17 protein-coding genes are annotated in these 15,231 nt (G+C 71.5%); 14 read left to right on the plus strand and 3 right to left on the minus strand.

What is annotated here, in order from left to right:
• Positions 1-77: 77 nt before the first annotated feature.
• From ACWEV3_RS32100 to ACWEV3_RS32130, 7 genes are all read left to right on the plus strand, one after another.
• On the plus strand, positions 78-1,043 hold the full coding sequence (locus tag ACWEV3_RS32100; RefSeq protein ID WP_452617470.1) for a 2-hydroxyacid dehydrogenase: 966 nt from the start codon (positions 78-80) through the stop codon (positions 1,041-1,043).
• Positions 1,044-1,272: 229 nt separating this feature from the next.
• The gene (locus ACWEV3_RS32105) at positions 1,273-1,680 is read left to right on the plus strand and encodes a DUF948 domain-containing protein (protein ID WP_010311092.1); all 408 of its coding nucleotides are present in this window, start codon (positions 1,273-1,275) and stop codon (positions 1,678-1,680) included.
• On the plus strand, positions 1,677-1,991 hold the full coding sequence (locus ACWEV3_RS32110; protein ID WP_132493841.1) for a hypothetical protein: 315 nt from the start codon (positions 1,677-1,679) through the stop codon (positions 1,989-1,991). Before ACWEV3_RS32105 ends, ACWEV3_RS32110 begins: the two co-directional genes overlap by 4 nt.
• A 75-nt stretch (positions 1,992-2,066) precedes the next feature.
• Positions 2,067-4,739 (plus strand): alanine--tRNA ligase, encoded by a 2,673-nt coding sequence (gene alaS, locus ACWEV3_RS32115; protein ID WP_452617471.1) that lies wholly within the window; start codon positions 2,067-2,069, stop codon positions 4,737-4,739.
• Positions 4,736-5,206 carry a Holliday junction resolvase RuvX gene (gene ruvX, locus ACWEV3_RS32120; RefSeq protein ID WP_452617472.1) on the plus strand — a complete coding sequence of 157 codons (471 nt, stop codon included), beginning with the start codon at positions 4,736-4,738 and terminating at the stop codon, positions 5,204-5,206. The genes alaS and ruvX overlap by 4 nt, the downstream gene beginning before the upstream one ends.
• Positions 5,203-6,405, plus strand: a complete 1,203-nt coding sequence (gene mltG / locus ACWEV3_RS32125) for an endolytic transglycosylase MltG (RefSeq protein WP_452617473.1) — start codon at positions 5,203-5,205, stop codon at positions 6,403-6,405. Before ruvX ends, mltG begins: the two co-directional genes overlap by 4 nt.
• Positions 6,392-7,246, plus strand: a complete 855-nt coding sequence (locus ACWEV3_RS32130) for a shikimate dehydrogenase (RefSeq protein ID WP_452617474.1) — start codon at positions 6,392-6,394, stop codon at positions 7,244-7,246. Before mltG ends, ACWEV3_RS32130 begins: the two co-directional genes overlap by 14 nt.
• A 191-nt stretch (positions 7,247-7,437) precedes the next feature.
• Here the strand turns inward: ACWEV3_RS32130 and ACWEV3_RS32135 are convergent, their stop codons facing one another.
• Genes ACWEV3_RS32135 through ACWEV3_RS32145 form a run of 3 tightly spaced genes read right to left on the minus strand, consistent with a single transcriptional unit; the run spans position 7,438 to position 9,882 of the window.
• Positions 7,438-7,707 carry an HPr family phosphocarrier protein gene (locus ACWEV3_RS32135; RefSeq protein WP_358578598.1) on the minus strand — a complete coding sequence of 90 codons (270 nt, stop codon included), beginning with the start codon at positions 7,705-7,707 and terminating at the stop codon, positions 7,438-7,440.
• 43 nt (positions 7,708-7,750) lie between these two features.
• Positions 7,751-9,013 (minus strand): PTS transporter subunit EIIC, encoded by a 1,263-nt coding sequence (locus ACWEV3_RS32140; RefSeq protein WP_452617475.1) that lies wholly within the window; start codon positions 9,011-9,013, stop codon positions 7,751-7,753.
• Positions 9,010-9,882: a GntR family transcriptional regulator gene (locus ACWEV3_RS32145; RefSeq protein ID WP_452617476.1), complete on the minus strand. Its 873-nt coding sequence runs from the start codon at positions 9,880-9,882 to the stop codon at positions 9,010-9,012. Before ACWEV3_RS32145 ends, ACWEV3_RS32140 begins: the two co-directional genes overlap by 4 nt.
• 272 nt (positions 9,883-10,154) lie before the next feature.
• On the opposite strand from ACWEV3_RS32145, the gene ACWEV3_RS32150 reads away from it, so the two are divergent.
• From ACWEV3_RS32150 to aroQ, 7 genes are all read left to right on the plus strand, one after another.
• Positions 10,155-10,391, plus strand: a complete 237-nt coding sequence (locus ACWEV3_RS32150; RefSeq protein WP_132493847.1) for a glucose PTS transporter subunit EIIB — start codon at positions 10,155-10,157, stop codon at positions 10,389-10,391.
• On the plus strand, positions 10,388-10,843 hold the full coding sequence (locus ACWEV3_RS32155; RefSeq protein ID WP_452617477.1) for a PTS sugar transporter subunit IIA: 456 nt from the start codon (positions 10,388-10,390) through the stop codon (positions 10,841-10,843). Before ACWEV3_RS32150 ends, ACWEV3_RS32155 begins: the two co-directional genes overlap by 4 nt.
• Before the next feature lie 160 nt (positions 10,844-11,003).
• Complete coding sequence (locus ACWEV3_RS32160) at positions 11,004-11,615, plus strand: prepilin peptidase (protein ID WP_452617478.1); 612 nt, start codon at positions 11,004-11,006, stop codon at positions 11,613-11,615.
• Positions 11,616-11,782: 167 nt separating this feature from the next.
• Complete coding sequence (aroC, locus tag ACWEV3_RS32165) at positions 11,783-12,988, plus strand: chorismate synthase (RefSeq protein ID WP_452617479.1); 1,206 nt, start codon at positions 11,783-11,785, stop codon at positions 12,986-12,988.
• The gene (locus ACWEV3_RS32170; protein ID WP_452617480.1) at positions 12,988-13,512 is read left to right on the plus strand and encodes a shikimate kinase; all 525 of its coding nucleotides are present in this window, start codon (positions 12,988-12,990) and stop codon (positions 13,510-13,512) included. Before aroC ends, ACWEV3_RS32170 begins: the two co-directional genes overlap by 1 nt.
• Positions 13,513-13,539: 27 nt before the next feature.
• The gene (gene aroB, locus ACWEV3_RS32175; protein WP_452617481.1) at positions 13,540-14,649 is read left to right on the plus strand and encodes a 3-dehydroquinate synthase; all 1,110 of its coding nucleotides are present in this window, start codon (positions 13,540-13,542) and stop codon (positions 14,647-14,649) included.
• Positions 14,646-15,080: a type II 3-dehydroquinate dehydratase gene (gene aroQ / locus ACWEV3_RS32180; RefSeq protein ID WP_452617482.1), complete on the plus strand. Its 435-nt coding sequence runs from the start codon at positions 14,646-14,648 to the stop codon at positions 15,078-15,080. The genes aroB and aroQ overlap by 4 nt, the downstream gene beginning before the upstream one ends.
• Positions 15,081-15,231: the final 151 nt, after the last annotated feature.

The following is a 15,231-nucleotide window of genomic DNA, read 5'->3' on the forward strand; positions in this document are numbered from 1 at the left end:
TGGTGGTGGTCGACCGGTGAGCCCGGGGCGGGGCGGCAGGTAGATTCCGGCGGGGTTCTCGTCGCGAGGAGGTCGTTGTGGACAAGCGGATCGTGGTCAGCCGGGTTGTTCCGGAGTCCGCACTGGACGTGCTGCGCGAGGTCGGCGACGTGCACGTCTGCCCGCAGGACCGGCCGCTGACCGCGCCCGAGCTGCGCGAGGCGGTGCGCGGCGCGCACGCGATCGTCACGATGCTGCACGACCGGGTCGACGCCGAGCTGGTCGAGGCCGCCGGCCCGCAGCTGGAAGTGGTCGCCAACGTGGCGGTCGGCTACGACAACGTCGACGTCCCGGCCGTGACCGGGCGCGGCGTCACCGTCACCAACACGCCCGGCGTGCTCGTCGACGCGACCGCCGATCTGACCATCGGGCTGCTGCTGATGGCGACCCGCCGGCTCGGCGAGGGCGAACGGCTGCTTCGGTCGCGCCGGCCGTGGACCTTCCACCTCGGCTTCATGCTCGGCTCCGGGTTGCAGGGCAAGACGCTCGGCATCGTCGGGCTCGGCGACATCGGGCAGGCCGTGGCCCGGCGGGCTCGCGCGTTCGGGATGGACATCGCCTACACCGGCCGGCGTCGCGTCGCCGCGGACGTGGAAGCCGAACTCGACGCCCGCTTCCTGACCAAGGACGAGCTGCTGCGCACCGCCGACGTGGTGTCCCTGCACTGCCCACTGACCGAGCAGACCCGGCACCTCATCGACGAGGCGGCGCTCGCGGCCATGAAGCCGACCGCGTTCCTGATCAACACCAGTCGCGGCCCGGTGGTCGACGAGGGCGCGCTGGCGAAGGCGCTCCACGAGCAGCGGATCGGCGGCGCGGCCCTCGACGTCTTCGAGCGCGAACCCGAGGTGGAGCCCGCGCTGCTCGACCTCGACAACGTCGTGGTGGTGCCGCACCTGGGATCGGCGACCACCGAGACGCGAACCGCGATGGCCGAGCTCGCCGCCCGCAACGCCGCCGCGGTCCTCACCGGCCGGGAACCGCTCAACCCGGTCCGCTCGTAACACGATCGGTTCGAGATGCGCGCCCTTCGCCAAATTGTTTGGCGAAGGGCGCCGCTCGTTTCGCCGATCGGAGCCCCGGTCCGGTGGGCGCGGCGCCCGGCGGTGCCCGCACGCGGGCCGGGCCGACCGGGTGCGGGAGTGAGGATCGGGGCCGGTAACCTGACGCACGATCAACGGACCGGGCCGAGAGCTCGGTCCCACCGAATGACGTGGACATACGGGAGGGCACGTGACGCCCACGCAGATCGCCGCGCTGATCGCCGCCGGAGCGTTCGTGCTGCTGGTCGTGCTGCTGGCGATCCCGCTGATCAAGCTCGGCCGCACGCTGGACGAGGCGACCATCGCGATCCGCAAGGCGCACGAGAACTCCGATCCGCTGTTCACCGGCGCGAACTCGACCATCACGCACGTCAACACCCAGCTGGAGCGCGTCGACGGGATCACCGCCAACGCCAAGACGATCAGCGGCAACGTCTCGGCGTTGTCTTCGCTGTTCACGGCTACACTGGGTGGCCCGTTGGTGAAGACGGCGGCGTTCTCCTACGGGGTCAGCAAGGCACTGCGGGCCCGCCGGAAGCGGCGGCAGGAGCCCGCTGGCCGGCACTTCCGCCGCAAGGGCAAAGGGGGGCGCAAGTGAGGCGCCTGTTCTGGTTCGGCGCCGGCGTCGCGGCCGGGGTCGCGGTGGCGCGCAAGCTCAACGAGACCGCCCGCAAGGCGACTCCGAGCGGCATGGCCGAGCAGCTCGGCGGCGCGGTCCGGGAGCTGGCCGGAGCCGTCGGCTCGTTCGGCGCCGAGGTGCGCGCGGGAATGCAGGAGCGGGAGCAGGAGCTGCACGACGTCGTCGAGCGCGGCAGCGTCGTCGACACGGTGCAGTTCCGCCGGATCGACGCCCCGATCGCAGACGAGGGCGCGGCCGGCGGTCGGCGAGCTCGCCGGGCGGGCCGCTGACGCCGGCGCCGAAGCGCCGCCAGCCGTCCGCCGGTACCCCAGCCGTCTCCGTCACCCGAGTTCCGAGGACCCACCGTGCAGACCCACGAGATCAACAACCGGTTCACCGAGCACTTCCGCGGCCGCGGCCACACCGTGGTGCCCAGCGCGTCGCTGATCCTGGACGACCCGACGCTGCTGTTCGTCAACGCCGGGATGGTGCAGTTCAAGCCCTACTTCCTGGGTGAGGCGCCGGCCCCGTACCCGCGGGCCACCAGCATCCAGAAGTGCGTGCGCACCGGCGACATCGACGAGGTCGGCAAGACGACCCGGCACAACACGTTCTTCCAGATGGCGGGCAACTTCTCCTTCGGCGATTACTTCAAAGAAGGCGCCATGGAGTACGCCTGGGAGCTGCTCACCAAGTCCCAGGCCGACGGCGGCTACGGCTTCGACCCGGAGCGGCTGTGGGTGACCGTCTACGAGAAGGACGACGAGGCGGCCCAGCTGTGGCAGGAGGTCGCCGGCGTGCCCGCCGAGCGGATCCAGACCCGCGACGGCAAGGACAACTACTGGGACATGGGCGTGCCCGGTCCCGGCGGCCCGTGCTCGGAGATCTACTACGACCGCGGCCCGAAGTACGGCCGCGAGGGCGGCCCGGTCGCCGACGAGGACCGCTACATCGAGATCTGGAACCTGGTGTTCATGCAGGACATCAGGGGTGAGCAGTCGCCGAAGCTGGGGCACCCGCCGATCGGCACGCTGCCGACCAAGAACATCGACACCGGCATGGGCGTCGAGCGGGTGGCGTGCCTGCTGCAGGGCGTGGAGAACGTCTACGAGACCGACCTGGTCCGCCCGGTGATCGCCAAGGCCGAGGAGCTCTCCGGCCGCCGCTACGGTGCGAACCACGAGGACGACGTGCGGTTCCGCGTCATCGCCGACCACGCCCGCTCCGGCGTGATGCTGGTCGGCGACGGCGTCACCCCCGGCAACGAGGCCCGCGGCTACGTGCTGCGGCGGTTGCTGCGCCGGATCATCCGCTCCACCCGCCTGCTGGGCGTGCAGGAGCCGGTGCTCGGCGAGTTCAGCAAGGTCGTGCGCGACGCGATGGCGCCGAGCTACCCGGAGCTGATCACCGAGTTCGACCGCATCGACTCGGTGATGCGCAACGAGGAAGACGCCTTCCTCACCACCCTGACGGCGGGCTCGAAGATCTTCGACGTCGCGGTGGCCGAGACCAAGAAAGCCGGCGGCAAGCAGCTGGCCGGTGAGCAGGCCTTCCAGCTGCACGACACCTACGGCTTCCCGATCGACCTGACGCTGGAGATGGCCTCCGAGCAGGGCCTGACCGTCGACGAGCAGGGCTTCCGGAACCTGATGGCCGAGCAGCGCCGCCGGGCCAAGGAGGACGCCAAGGCGCGCAAGACCGGCCACGGCGACCTGTCGACCTACCGGACGCTGCTGGACCAGCACGGCACCACCGAGTTCATCGGCTACACCGATCTGCAGTCGCACAGCCGGGTGCTGGGCCTGCTGGTCGACGGGCAGCCGGCGAAGTCCGCCGCCGCGGGCACCGAGGTCGAGCTGGTCCTGGACCTCACTCCGTTCTACGCCGAGGGCGGTGGCCAGATCGCCGACACCGGCCGGCTGGTCGGTCCCGGTGTGGCCGTCGAGGTGCACGACGTGCAGCGCGCGGTCCCGGGCCTGTTCGTGCACCGCGCCAAGGTCGTCGAGGGCGAGCTCGGCGTGGACACCGCGCTGGAGGCCGCCGTAGACGTCGCGCGGCGCCACGCGATCGAGCGGTCGCACTCCGCCACCCACCTCGTGCACGCGGCGGTGCGCAGCGCCTACGGCAAGCGCGCCGCGCAGGCCGGTTCGCTGAACTCGCCCGGCCGGATGCGCTTCGACTTCACCGCCCCGTCCGCGGTGTCGACCGCCGTCCTCACCGGGGTCGAGGAAGAGGTCAACGACTACCTGCAGAGCGACGTCGAGGTGCAGGCCTACACCACGACGATGGACCGGGCCATGGAGCTCGGCGCCGTCGCGCTGTTCGGCGAGAAGTACGGCGACCAGGTCCGCGTGGTCGACATGGGCGACTACTCCCGCGAGCTGTGCGGCGGTACCCACGTGCCGAGCATCGCCCGCCTCGGCGTGGTCAAGCTGGTCGCCGACTCCTCCGTGGGTTCCGGCGTGCACCGCGTCGAAGCGCTGGTCGGCATGGACGCGATGCGCCACATCAGCAAGGAGCACCTGCTGGTCAGCCAGCTCGCCGAGCAGTTCAAGGTGCCGGCCGACGAGCTGCCGGAGCGCATCCAGGGCGTGGTGTCCCGGCTGCGCAGCGCGGAGAAGGAGCTGCACCAGCTGCGCATCGCGCAGGTCCTGCAGTCCGCGGGCGAGCTCGCCGACAAGGGCACCGACGTGCACGGCGTGACGCTGGTGGCCGAGCAGGTGCCGGACGGCGTGGACGGCAACGCGCTGCGCGCGCTGGCCGGTGAGATCCGCGGCCGGCTCGGCTCCCGCCCGTCCGTGGTGGCGCTGTTCTCCGCGGAAGAGGGCAAGGTCAGCTTCGTGGTCGGCGCCAACGACGCCGCGCGGGACAAGGGCATCGCGGCGGGCAAGCTGGTGCCCGGCTTCGCGGCCGAGGTCGGCGGGCGCGGCGGCGGCAAGCCGGACATGGCGCAGGGCGGCGGCACGAACCCCGCCGGCATCACCGCGGCGATCGCCGCGCTGCGCACGGCCCTGGACCAGGTGGTGGCTGGCGGGTGACCGAACACCGGCAGGCGGACCCCGGACCGGGACGTCGGCTCGGCGTCGACGTGGGTGCGGTCCGGGTCGGCGTCGCGCTCAGCGACCCCGCCCCGATGCTGGCGACCCCGCTGGTAACCCTGCGGCGGGATGCCGACGGCAACACCGATCTCGCGCAGCTGGCCGAGCTCGTCGCCGAGCACGAGGTGGTGGAAGTCGTGGTCGGCCTGCCCAAGACGCTGGCAGGTCGGCACGGAACCGCGGCGGAGACGGCGCAGTCCTACGGGGCGGCGCTCGCGGAGCGGATCGCGCCGGTGCCGGTGCGGTTCGCCGACGAGCGGCTGACCACCGTGACGGCCAGCCGGATGCTGTCGCAACGCGGAGTGCGGGGGAAGAAGCAGCGAGCCGTGGTCGACCAGGCGGCCGCGGTGGAGATCTTGCAGGCGTTCCTGGACAGTCGGGGGAAGACACGAGAGGACCTTTCGTGACCGACGATCTCGGATTGTTCGCGGACGAGCCCGACGAGCGGCAACGACGAGCCCCCGACCCGGAGCGGTTCCGCCGCCGCAAGCGACGCCGCCTGGTGACCGCGTTGGCCAGCCTGTTCGTGCTGGTGCTGGTCGGTTGCGGCGTGCTCTACGCCACCAGCCAGCTGATGCAGATCGGTTCCTACGAGGACTACGCGGGCGAAGGCGCCGGTGACGTCGTCATCGAGATCAAGTCCGGGGAGACCGTCAGCGCCATCGGCCGCAACCTGGCCGAGAAGGACGTGGTGGCCAGCACCAAGGCGTTCACCAAGGCCGCGGAGCCCAACCGGCAGATCAACAGCATCCAGCCGGGCTACTACCTGATGCGCAACAAGATGTCCGGCGAGGCCGCCGTGGCGCACATCCTGTCGCCGGCGGCGAAGGTCGGTCGGGTGGACATCCGCGCCGGCATGCGGCTGGAGGACCAGCTGGCGCCCGACAACGGCCACACGCCGGGCGTCCTGACCAAGCTCGCCGAAGCCACCTGCGCCGGGGCCAACCCCAACTGCATCACCTCCGAGGAGATGCACCGGGTCGCCGCGACCGCCGACCTGGCCTCGCTCGGCGTGCCGCAGTGGGCGATCGCCGACGCCTCCAAGGCCGAGCCGAAGCGCCGGCTGGAAGGCCTGATCATGCCCGGCCTCTACGACGTGAAGCCCGGCGAGACCGCGGAGAACGTGCTGCGCGACGTGGTCACCCGGTCCGCGGCGGCGCTCGAGGTCGCCGGACTTCCGAAGGCCGCCGAGGGCAGCCGCTACAGCCCGTACGAGCTGCTCAAGATCGCGTCGCTGGTGCAGAGCGAAGGCATCACCAAGGACTTCGGGCAGATCTCGCGGGTGATCCACAACCGGCTCGCGCCGCCCACGATGCACCTCGGGCTGGACTCCACGATCAACTACCCGCTGGACAAGCCGTCGCTGCTGACCAGGCCGGAGGACCGGGAACTGCCGGGTGCGTACAACACCTACAAGAACTACGGCCTGCCGCCGACGCCGATCTCGGCGGTCAGCAAGGAAGCGGTCCAGGCGGCGGAAACGCCCGCCGACGGCACCTGGAAGTACTTCGTCAAGTGCTACCCGGACGGCACCTCCTGCTTCGCCAACACGCCGCAGGAGCACCAGGCCTACATCGACGAGGCGCGGGCCCGTGGCGCGTTCTGAGCCGCGGCGGGCAGCGGTGCTCGGTTCACCGATCGAGCACTCGCTGTCCCCGGTGCTGCACGGCGCCGCGTACGCCGCGCTCGGCCTGGACGGCTGGACCTACGAGCGGGTGGAGGCCGACGCCGACCGGCTCGTCGAGTTCGTCGCCGGGCTCGGCCCCGAGTGGGCCGGGCTGTCGGTGACCATGCCCGGCAAGCGAGCGGCGCTGGGCGTCGCGAGCGAGGTCAGCGAGCGGGCGGCGGCGGTCGGAGCGGCGAACACCCTGGTGCACCGGCCCGACGGCAGCTGGGCCGCGGACTGCACCGACGTCGACGGAGTCGTCGGGGCGCTGCGCAGCGCGGGCGGATTCACCACCGGCCACAGCGGGCTGGTCCTGGGAGCCGGCGGCACCGCCGCCGCGGCCCTGGCCGCGCTTGCGGAGCTCGGGCTCAGCGATGCGACGCTCGCGGTGCGCGAGCCCGCGCGAGCGCGCGACGCGGCCGAGACCGCGGAGCGGGTCGGGCTGCGGGTGCGCGTGGAGCGGCTGGACCGCGTCGCGCTCGCGGACGCCGCGGCAGCGGCGGACGTCGTGGTGTCGACGCTCCCGGCAGGGGCGTTGGACGCGCAGGCGGCGGAGCTGGCGAAGGCCGCGTGCGTGCTGGACGTCGTCTACCACCCGTGGCCGACGCCGCTGGCCGCCGCGGTCACCGCGGCCGGCGGGCGGATCGCCACCGGGCTGGACATGCTGCTGCACCAGGCCTTCGGGCAGGTCGAGCAGTTCACCGGGCGCCAAGCGCCCCGCGAGGCCATGCGCGATGCCCTCGCCGCCGCCACCGGCGGCGAACTCCCGCTCCCGCTCTGACCGCAATTTCAATGGAAATTGGACCTTCGATTTCCATTGAAATTGCGTGAGTTGTCCACAGGTGTCGGTGTGTCGTGCCCTGACACGCCGACGGGACGCAACTTCCATTGAAATCGAAGGTTCGATTTCAATGGAAATTGCGGACGACGAACGGCCCCTCCTTGGATGGAGGGGCCATTCGTGCTGGTGGGTCAGTTGTTGTCGAGGTCCGAGGCGACCAGCTGGGCGAGGTGGTCCAGCGCCGCTTCCGCGCCGTCGCCCTCGGCCGCGAGCACGACCTCGTCGCCGTGGCCCGCGCCCAGCGTCATCAGGCCCAGGATGCTGCCTGCCTCCACCGGCTCCGTGTCGTCCTTGCGGATCGTGATCTTCACGGGCTGCGCTGCGGCGGCCTTGGCCACTAGTGCCGCCGGCCGCGCGTGCAGCCCCACCTTGCTTGCCACGGTGACCCGTCGCTCGAACATGGCTCTCCGTTCGTCGGGGGAATGGGGAAGCGCTGGCCGGGGATCAGCTCTTGTCGGGGCCCGACTTGGCTTCCTCACCAGCATTATCCGTGCTCGCCTCGGTGGCTTCCGTGTCGTCCTCCTCACGGCCCGGGGTGCGCAGGTTCCACTTCGTGATCACGAACCGGAACACGAAGTAGTAGATGACCGCGTAGCCCAGGCCGATCGGGATCAGCCACAGCGAGTTCTGCGAGATGCCGAAGTTGAGCAGGTAGTCGATGGCGCCTGCGGAGAACCCGAACCCGGAGTGGATGTCCAGGGCGTTGACCAGCGCCATCGAGGTGCCGGTGAGCACCGCGTGGACCAGCAGCAGCGGCCAGGCCACGAAGATGAACGCGAACTCCAGCGGCTCGGTGATGCCGGTGAGGAACGAGGTCAGCGCGACCGAGATCATGATGCCGCCGACGACCTTGCGCTGCGACGGCTTCGCCGTCTGCCAGATGGCCAGCGCCGCGGCGGGCAGGGCGAACATGAAGATCGGGAAGAAGCCGGTCATGAAGGTGCCCGCGGTCGGGTCACCGGCGAAGAAGCGGGCGATGTCGCCCTTCTCGCCGTGGTAGTCGCCGAAGAGGAACCAGACCACGTTGTTCGGGATGTGGTGCAGGCCGAACGGCAGCAGCAGCCGGTTGATCACGCCGTAGATGCCGCCGCCGATCACCGCGTTCTGGGTGACCGCGTCGCTGAAGGCGGTCAGCGCGGTGTTGAAGATCGGGAACAGCAGGCCCATGATCACGCCGGCGATCACCATGGCGAACGCCGTGATGATGGGCACGAACCGCCGCCCGCCGAAGAAGCCCAGGTAGGCGGGCAGCTTGATGCGGTGGTAGCGCTGCCATAGCCAGGCCGCGGTCAACCCGGCGACGATGCCGCCGAGCACGCCGTACGGGCCCTTGTTGAAGGCCTTGTCCGCCTCGGTGCCGGTGATCTCCCAGAGCACGCCCGAGAGCACCAGGTAGCCGACCGCGCCCGCCAGCGCCGTGGAGCCGTCGGCCTTCTTCGCGAAGCCGATCGCCACACCGATCGCGAACAGCAGCGGCAGGTAGTTGAACAGCGAGTTGCCCGCCGCGCCGATCACGCCGGCCACGGGCTGCATCCAGGGCAGCAGCGCCCCGAGGCCCTCCTTGCCGAGCAGGTCGTCCTGGCCGAGGCGGTTCAGCAGCGCGGCGGCGGGCAGGACCGCGATCGGCAGCATCAGGCTCCGGCCGAGCCGTTGCAGCAGAGCGAATCCCTTTCTGTCGCCCTTCGCCGCGGTGGCGTTGGCACTCATCGGTTACCTCCTGTGTCGTGGACACCGGGTCGTCTGGCGGGATGTTCGCGTCCGGTCGGCCCGGTCGGCCGCCTGGACGGGCGGTGCTGGCCGGAGCCGCTCGGGATGCGGTCCAGCTGCATCGTCACCTGGTACAGGTCGCCGCGGTACCAGGAAGTCATGTCCTCGATCGGGCGGCCCTGGGCCGTGGAGATCCGGCGGAACACCAGGACCGGGCTGCCGGTGCGGACGCCGAGCAGCCGCGCGGTCTCGGCGTCGGCGCCCTCGGCGAGCACGGTCTGCGTGCCGCTTTCCAGCTGCACCTCGTAGTTGCGGGCCAGCAGGGTGTAGAGCGAGTCGGACAGGTCGTGGTCGAGCAGGCCGGGCAGCAGCCCGGCGTGGTACCAGCCGCGTTCCACCGCCATCGGCGCACCGTCGGCCTTGCGCAGCCGGTACAGCCAGTACGCGGGCTGGTCGGGCCGGAGTCCGAGCGCTTCGGCGGTGGTCGGCGGCGGGATCGCCTCGGTCGCGTCGAGCAGCACCGTTTCCGGCTGCATGCCGCGGCGGCGCATGTCCTCGGTGAACGAGGCGAGGTGCAGTTGGGAATCCACCCGGGGCCGGGTGGTGAAGGTGCCCTTGCCGCGGACCCGCACCAGCAGACCCTCGGCGACGAGCTGCCCGACCGCCTCGCGGACGGTGAGCCGGGAGACGCCGTAGCGCACCGCGAGGTCGCGTTCCGACGGCACCGGCGAACCGGGCAGCAGTTCTTCGCTCGCCAGCTCGCGCAGGATCTCCCGCAGCTGGGCGTGCTTCGGCGTCGGGCCGTCGCGCAGCACGTCAGTCACGCCCTCGGGGCGGGGACTGCCGTCCGCGGTTCGCCGTGCGGCCACGCTGCCTCCATCGGTCTTGCTGGACATCGACGTCCGGTGCCCGGGGGCACCCGGCGCCGGTCGATCGCGAACGGATCGGATCCGGTGCTGTTCACTGGTCCTGCCGGGTTGGTACTGTCCGGTCTAAACCAGTCGGTTGCGAACAATGCGCTTTCATGCGATCGAGTGTCAAGACGGCTCGCGATTCGTTGCCGCATCGACACCGAGTGGCGCAAGATCGTCGCGACGCGGTGCGCAACGCCCGCGTCGTCGGAGGACGAAGGGAGCACGGGGTGGCTCAGGACAAGGCCGCGGCAATCCTCGCTGCACTTGGCGGCGGGGACAACGTGGTGGAGATCGAGCCGTGCATCACGCGGCTCCGCTGCGAGGTCGAAGACGGTTCGAAGATCGACGAAGCGGCCCTGAAGGCCGCCGGGGCGCACGGCGTGATGGTGCAGGGCTCCGTCGTGCAGGTCGTCGTCGGCCCGGAGGCGGACACGCTGGCCGAGGACATCGAGGACCTGCGGTGAGCACGGAGGTCGGCAGCCCGGTGGCGGGCCTGGCCACCGCGCTCAGCGAGGTGCCCGACCCGGTCTTCTCGCAGGCCATGGTGGGCCCCGGGGTGGCGGTGCAGCCGTCCGGCGGGCGGGCCGACGCGGTCGCGCCGGTGGCTGGCACGATCGCGACGCTGCACCCGCACGCTTTCGTGGTCGCCTCGCCCGGCGGCACCGCGGTGCTGGTGCACCTGGGCATCGACACGGTGAAGCTGAAGGGCGAGGGTTTCGAACTGCACGTCGCCAAGGGCGACGTCGTCGAGGCCGGCCAGCGCATCGTCACCTGGGACCCGTCCGAGGTGGAGTCGCACGGCTACTCGTCGATCTGCCCGGTCATCGCGCTGGACATCGCGCCGGAGGCCCTGGTGGACGTCCGCGAGGACGGCCAGGTCGTCACGGGCGACACCTTGTTCGCGGTGGACGTCTGAGCCTCGCGCGGGGCGCGTCAGGTTTTTGAAGCGAACGGCCTGTTCACCTCGCTAGGTGAGGCGAACAGGCCGTTCGCTCGTTCACAGCGGGGTTCCCGACACGCGCGGTTTCGCGGATCGGGTGCGCGGGGTTCCGCAGCGGCGCCTCGATGCTGGTGCGATGGTCGTGTTGATCGGGATCGCCGGTGGCGCAGCGGGTTTCGGCGCGGGCCGGCTCGGGCGGCTCTTGTTGTGCTCGGCGCGCAGGGGTGTCCGGCCGCCCCGGATGTGGTGCGAGTTGGCGGTGGGTCTGCTGTGGACGGTGGTGGCCGTGCGCGCTGCGACCGGGATGCCGTTGTGGTGGGTGGCGGTGCCGCTGTTGCTCGGCTGGCTCGCGGTGCTGCTGACGGCGTGCGATGTGCTCGCCTCGCGGCTGCCCGATGTGCTGACCCTGCCCGCGTATCCGGTCGCCGCGGTGCTGCTGGCCGTCGCGGCGGTGCCCCGGCCGGATGTGCTGCTCGGCGGCGCCGCCGGTGCGGTGGTGTTCGCCGGGACGTACCTGCTGGTGCGCGTGGTGTCGCCGGGGGCGATGGGGCCGGGTGACGTGAAGCTGGCGGGCAGCCTCGGCGCCGTGGTGGGCGCGGTCTCGTTGCCGGCGGTGCTGTTCGTGATGGCGGCCGCGGCGGCGTTGACGCTGGTGGCGGCGCTCTGGGCGAGGATCGGCGGCGTCCCGCACGGCCCCGCGATGCTCGCGCCGGCCTGGCTCGTCACCACCTTCGCCCCGTGGCCGTGAGCCGATCGCCGGAGGCCGGCATCCGCACGCCGTTGCCGCTGATCACCGCGGCCGCGGTCGTTGCGCTTCCGCCGTGCGAGGCGAGTTCGGAGTCGTCTCCGAGGTGAAAGCGCAGTGCAGGACCCCCGGGCGGGTTCAGTCGGGACTGAACGTGGCAGGATCTATGTGTGCTGCGTTGGATGACCGCTGGAGAATCGCATGGCCCCGCCCTGGTCGCGGTGCTGGAAGGCATGGTGGCCGGAGTCGAGGTGACCTCCGCCGACATCGCGACCCAGTTGGAGCGGCGCAAACTCGGTTTTGGCCGCAGCCCCCGGATGAACTTCGAGGCCGATGAGCTGGAGCTGATCGGCGGCATCCGGCACGGGCGGACCCAGGGCGGCCCGGTCGCGATCCGCATCGGCAACACCGAGTGGCCCAAGTGGGAGCAGGTGATGGCCGCCGACCCGGTCGACGAGGACGTGCTGTCGTCGCTGGCCCGCAACGCGCCGCTGACCCGCCCCCGGCCCGGGCACGCCGACATCGCCGGGATGCAGAAGTACGGGTTCGAAGAGGCCCGGCCGGTGCTGGAGCGCGCGAGCGCCCGCGAGACCGCCGCCCGCGTCGCCGTCGGCACCGTCGCCCGGCAGTTCCTGCGGCAGCTGCTCGGCGTGGAGATCGTCAGCCACGTCATCAGCCTCGGCGGCGTCGACGCCACGCACGACGTGCTGCCCGGCCCGGACGACCTGGACGCGATCGACCACAACCCGGTGCGCGCCTTCGGTGACGACGCCACCGAGAAGATGATGGCCGAGGTCGACGCGGCGAAGAAGGACGGCGACACCCTCGGCGGCGTCGTCGAGGTCATCGCCTACGGGCTGCCCCCGGGCATCGGTTCCCACGTGCACTGGGACCGCAAGCTCGACGCGCGGCTGGCCGGCGCGCTGATGAGCATCCAGGCGATCAAGGGCGTCGAGATCGGCGAGGGCTTCGCCAACGCGCACCGGCGCGGCAGCGCGGCGCACGACGAGATCTACCCGGACCAGGGCGCCAAGTGGGTCCGGCGGGACAGCAACCGGGCCGGTGGCCTGGAGGGCGGCATCACCAACGGCGAGCCGCTGATCGTCCGCGCCGCCAAGAAGCCGATCTCCAGCCTGCCGCGGGCACTGGCCACTGTGGACATGGTGACCGGCGAGCCGGCGCAGGCGATGCACCAGCGCTCGGACATCACGGCGGTGCCGCGCGCCGCGGTCGTCGCCGAGACCATGGTCGCGCTGGTCCTCGCGGAGGCCGTGCTGGAGAAGTTCGGCGGCGACTCGCTGCCGGAGACCCGCCGCAACGTCGAGGGCTACCTGGCCTCGCTGCGCGAGCGCGCCGAGAAGCGGCAGGTGCGGTGATGGCCCCGCGCGCCGTCGTGATCGGCCCGCCGGGCGCGGGCAAGACGACGATCGGCCAGCTGCTGGCGCAGCGCCTGGACGTGCCGTTCCGGGACACCGACGACGACATCGTGCGGACCGCGGGCCGGCCCATCTCCGACATCTTCGCCAACGACGGCGAGCCCGTTTTCCGGGCCATGGAAGAGGAAGCGGTCGCCGCGGCGCTGCGCGAGCACGACGGCGTGCTGGCGCTCGGCGGTGGCTCGGTGCTCTCCGAGCTCACCCGCGAGCGGCTGGCCGGGCACCCGGTCGTCTTCCTGTCCGTGGGCCTGGCCGAGGGCGCCAAGCGCGTCGGGCTGTCCACCGCGCGGCCGCTGCTGGCCGGGGTGAACCCGCGCGCCACCTTCAAGGCGCTGCTGGACGCGCGGCTGCCCATCTACCGCTCGGTGGCGTCCGTCGAGATCGTCACCGACCACGTGACGACCGGCGAGGTCGTGGAGCAGGTCGTCGCCGCGCTCGCCGCGAGCAGCACGCCGTCCAACTGATCAGAACTGAAGCCCGAAGGGACGATGATGACCGAGCCGGTGCGGATCAGGGTGGCCAGCCAGCAGCCCTACGACGTCGTGGTCGGCCGGGGACTGCTCGGCGAGCTCGTCGACTTCCTGCGCGACGCATCGGTGGTGGCGCTGGTGCACCAGCCCACCATCACCAACACCGTGGAAGCCGTGCGCGACGAGCTGGCCGCGGCCGGTGTGGACGCGCACCGGGTGGAGATCCCGGACGCCGAGGACGGCAAGAGCCTGCAGGTGGCCGGGTTCTGCTGGGAGGTCCTCGGCAAGGTCGGCATGGACCGCAACGGCGTCGTGGTGTCCTTCGGCGGCGGTGCGGTGACCGACCTCGCCGGGTTCGTCGCCGGGACCTGGATGCGCGGCGTGCGCGTGGTGCACGTGCCGACGACGCTGCTGGGCATGGTGGACGCCGCGGTCGGCGGCAAGGCCGGCATCAACACCGACGCGGGCAAGAACCTCGTCGGGCTGTTCCACGAGCCGAGCCTGGTGCTGGCCGACCTGGCGACGCTGGAGGGCCTGCCGCGCAACGAGCTCGTCGCCGGCATGGCCGAGATCGTCAAGGCGGGCTTCATCGCCGACCCGGAGATCCTGCGCCTCATCGAGGCCGACCCGGTGGCGGCGACCGACCCGGCCGGTGACGTGCTGGGCGAGCTGGTGCGCCGGTCGATCCAGGTCAAGGCCGACGTGGTCGCCGCGGACCTGAGGGAGTCGCACCTGCGCGAGGTGCTCAACTACGGCCACACCCTGGCCCACGCCATCGAGCGCCGGGAGCGCTACCGCTGGCGGCACGGCGCGGCGGTCAGCGTCGGGCTGGTGTTCGCCGCGGAGCTGGCCCGGCTCGCGGGGCGGCTGGACGACGAGACCGCCGACCGGCACAAGCGGGTCCTCGACCTGCTCGGCCTGCCTACCAGCTACGACCCGGACGCGCTCGGTCAGCTGCTGGAGGCGATGCGGGTGGACAAGAAGACCCGGTCCGGGGTGCTGCGGTTCGTCGTCCTGGACGGCCTCGCCAAGCCCGGCCGGCTGGAGGGCCCGGACCCGTCGCTGATCGCCGCCGCGTACTCGGCGGTCACCGGCGGCGAGGCCAAGTCGGGCTCGGAGGTGCTGCTGTGAAGGTGCTCGTCCTCAACGGGCCGAACCTCGGTCGGCTGGGCAAGCGGGAGCCGTCGGTCTACGGCAGCACGACCTACGCCGACCTGGTCGGGATGTGCGAGCGCGCGGGCGCGGAGCTGGGCGTCGAGGTGGAGGTCCGGCAGACCGACCACGAGGGCGAGATGGTCCAGTGGTTGCACGAGGCCGCCGACGAGCAGTGGCCGGTGGTGCTCAACGCGGGCGCGTGGACGCACTACTCGATCGCGGTGCGCGACGCGGCGGCGCAGCTCGCCGCCGACCTGATCGAGCTGCACATCTCCAACGTGCACAAGCGCGAGGAGTTCCGGCACGTCAGCTACCTGTCGGCGGTCTCCACCGCCGTCATCGCCGGGCTCGGCGTCGAAGGCTACCCGCTGGCCATCCGCTGGCTGGCCGACAAGGCGCGCGGCTAGTTCACCTGGTCCGGGGTCGTGAGTGCTTTGGGCTGCCATAGCGATCCAGAACGCTCACGAACCGGACGTGCCTCGGTCCGTTCGGGATCTAAGTTGGGTGCAGGTGCCCTTCACCTCGGTGTTGGCGCGGGTCTGGGGGGAGCATCGGTGA

It is taken from the genome of Saccharopolyspora sp. NPDC003752 (assembly GCF_053605825.1).

What these genes read in the sequence shown, in the direction of transcription:
- ACWEV3_RS32135 (WP_358578598.1), bottom strand. Translation starts at nt 7,707, where the DNA reads ATGTTCGAGCGACGGGTCACCGTGGCAAGCAAGGTGGGGCTGCACGCG.
- ACWEV3_RS32140 (WP_452617475.1), bottom strand. Translation starts at nt 9,013, where the DNA reads ATGAGTGCCAACGCCACCGCGGCGAAGGGCGACAGAAAGGGATTCGCT.
- ACWEV3_RS32160 (WP_452617478.1), top strand. Translation starts at nt 11,004, where the DNA reads ATGGTCGTGTTGATCGGGATCGCCGGTGGCGCAGCGGGTTTCGGCGCG.
- ACWEV3_RS32170 (WP_452617480.1), top strand. Translation starts at nt 12,988, where the DNA reads ATGGCCCCGCGCGCCGTCGTGATCGGCCCGCCGGGCGCGGGCAAGACG.
- aroB (WP_452617481.1), top strand. Translation starts at nt 13,540, where the DNA reads ATGACCGAGCCGGTGCGGATCAGGGTGGCCAGCCAGCAGCCCTACGAC.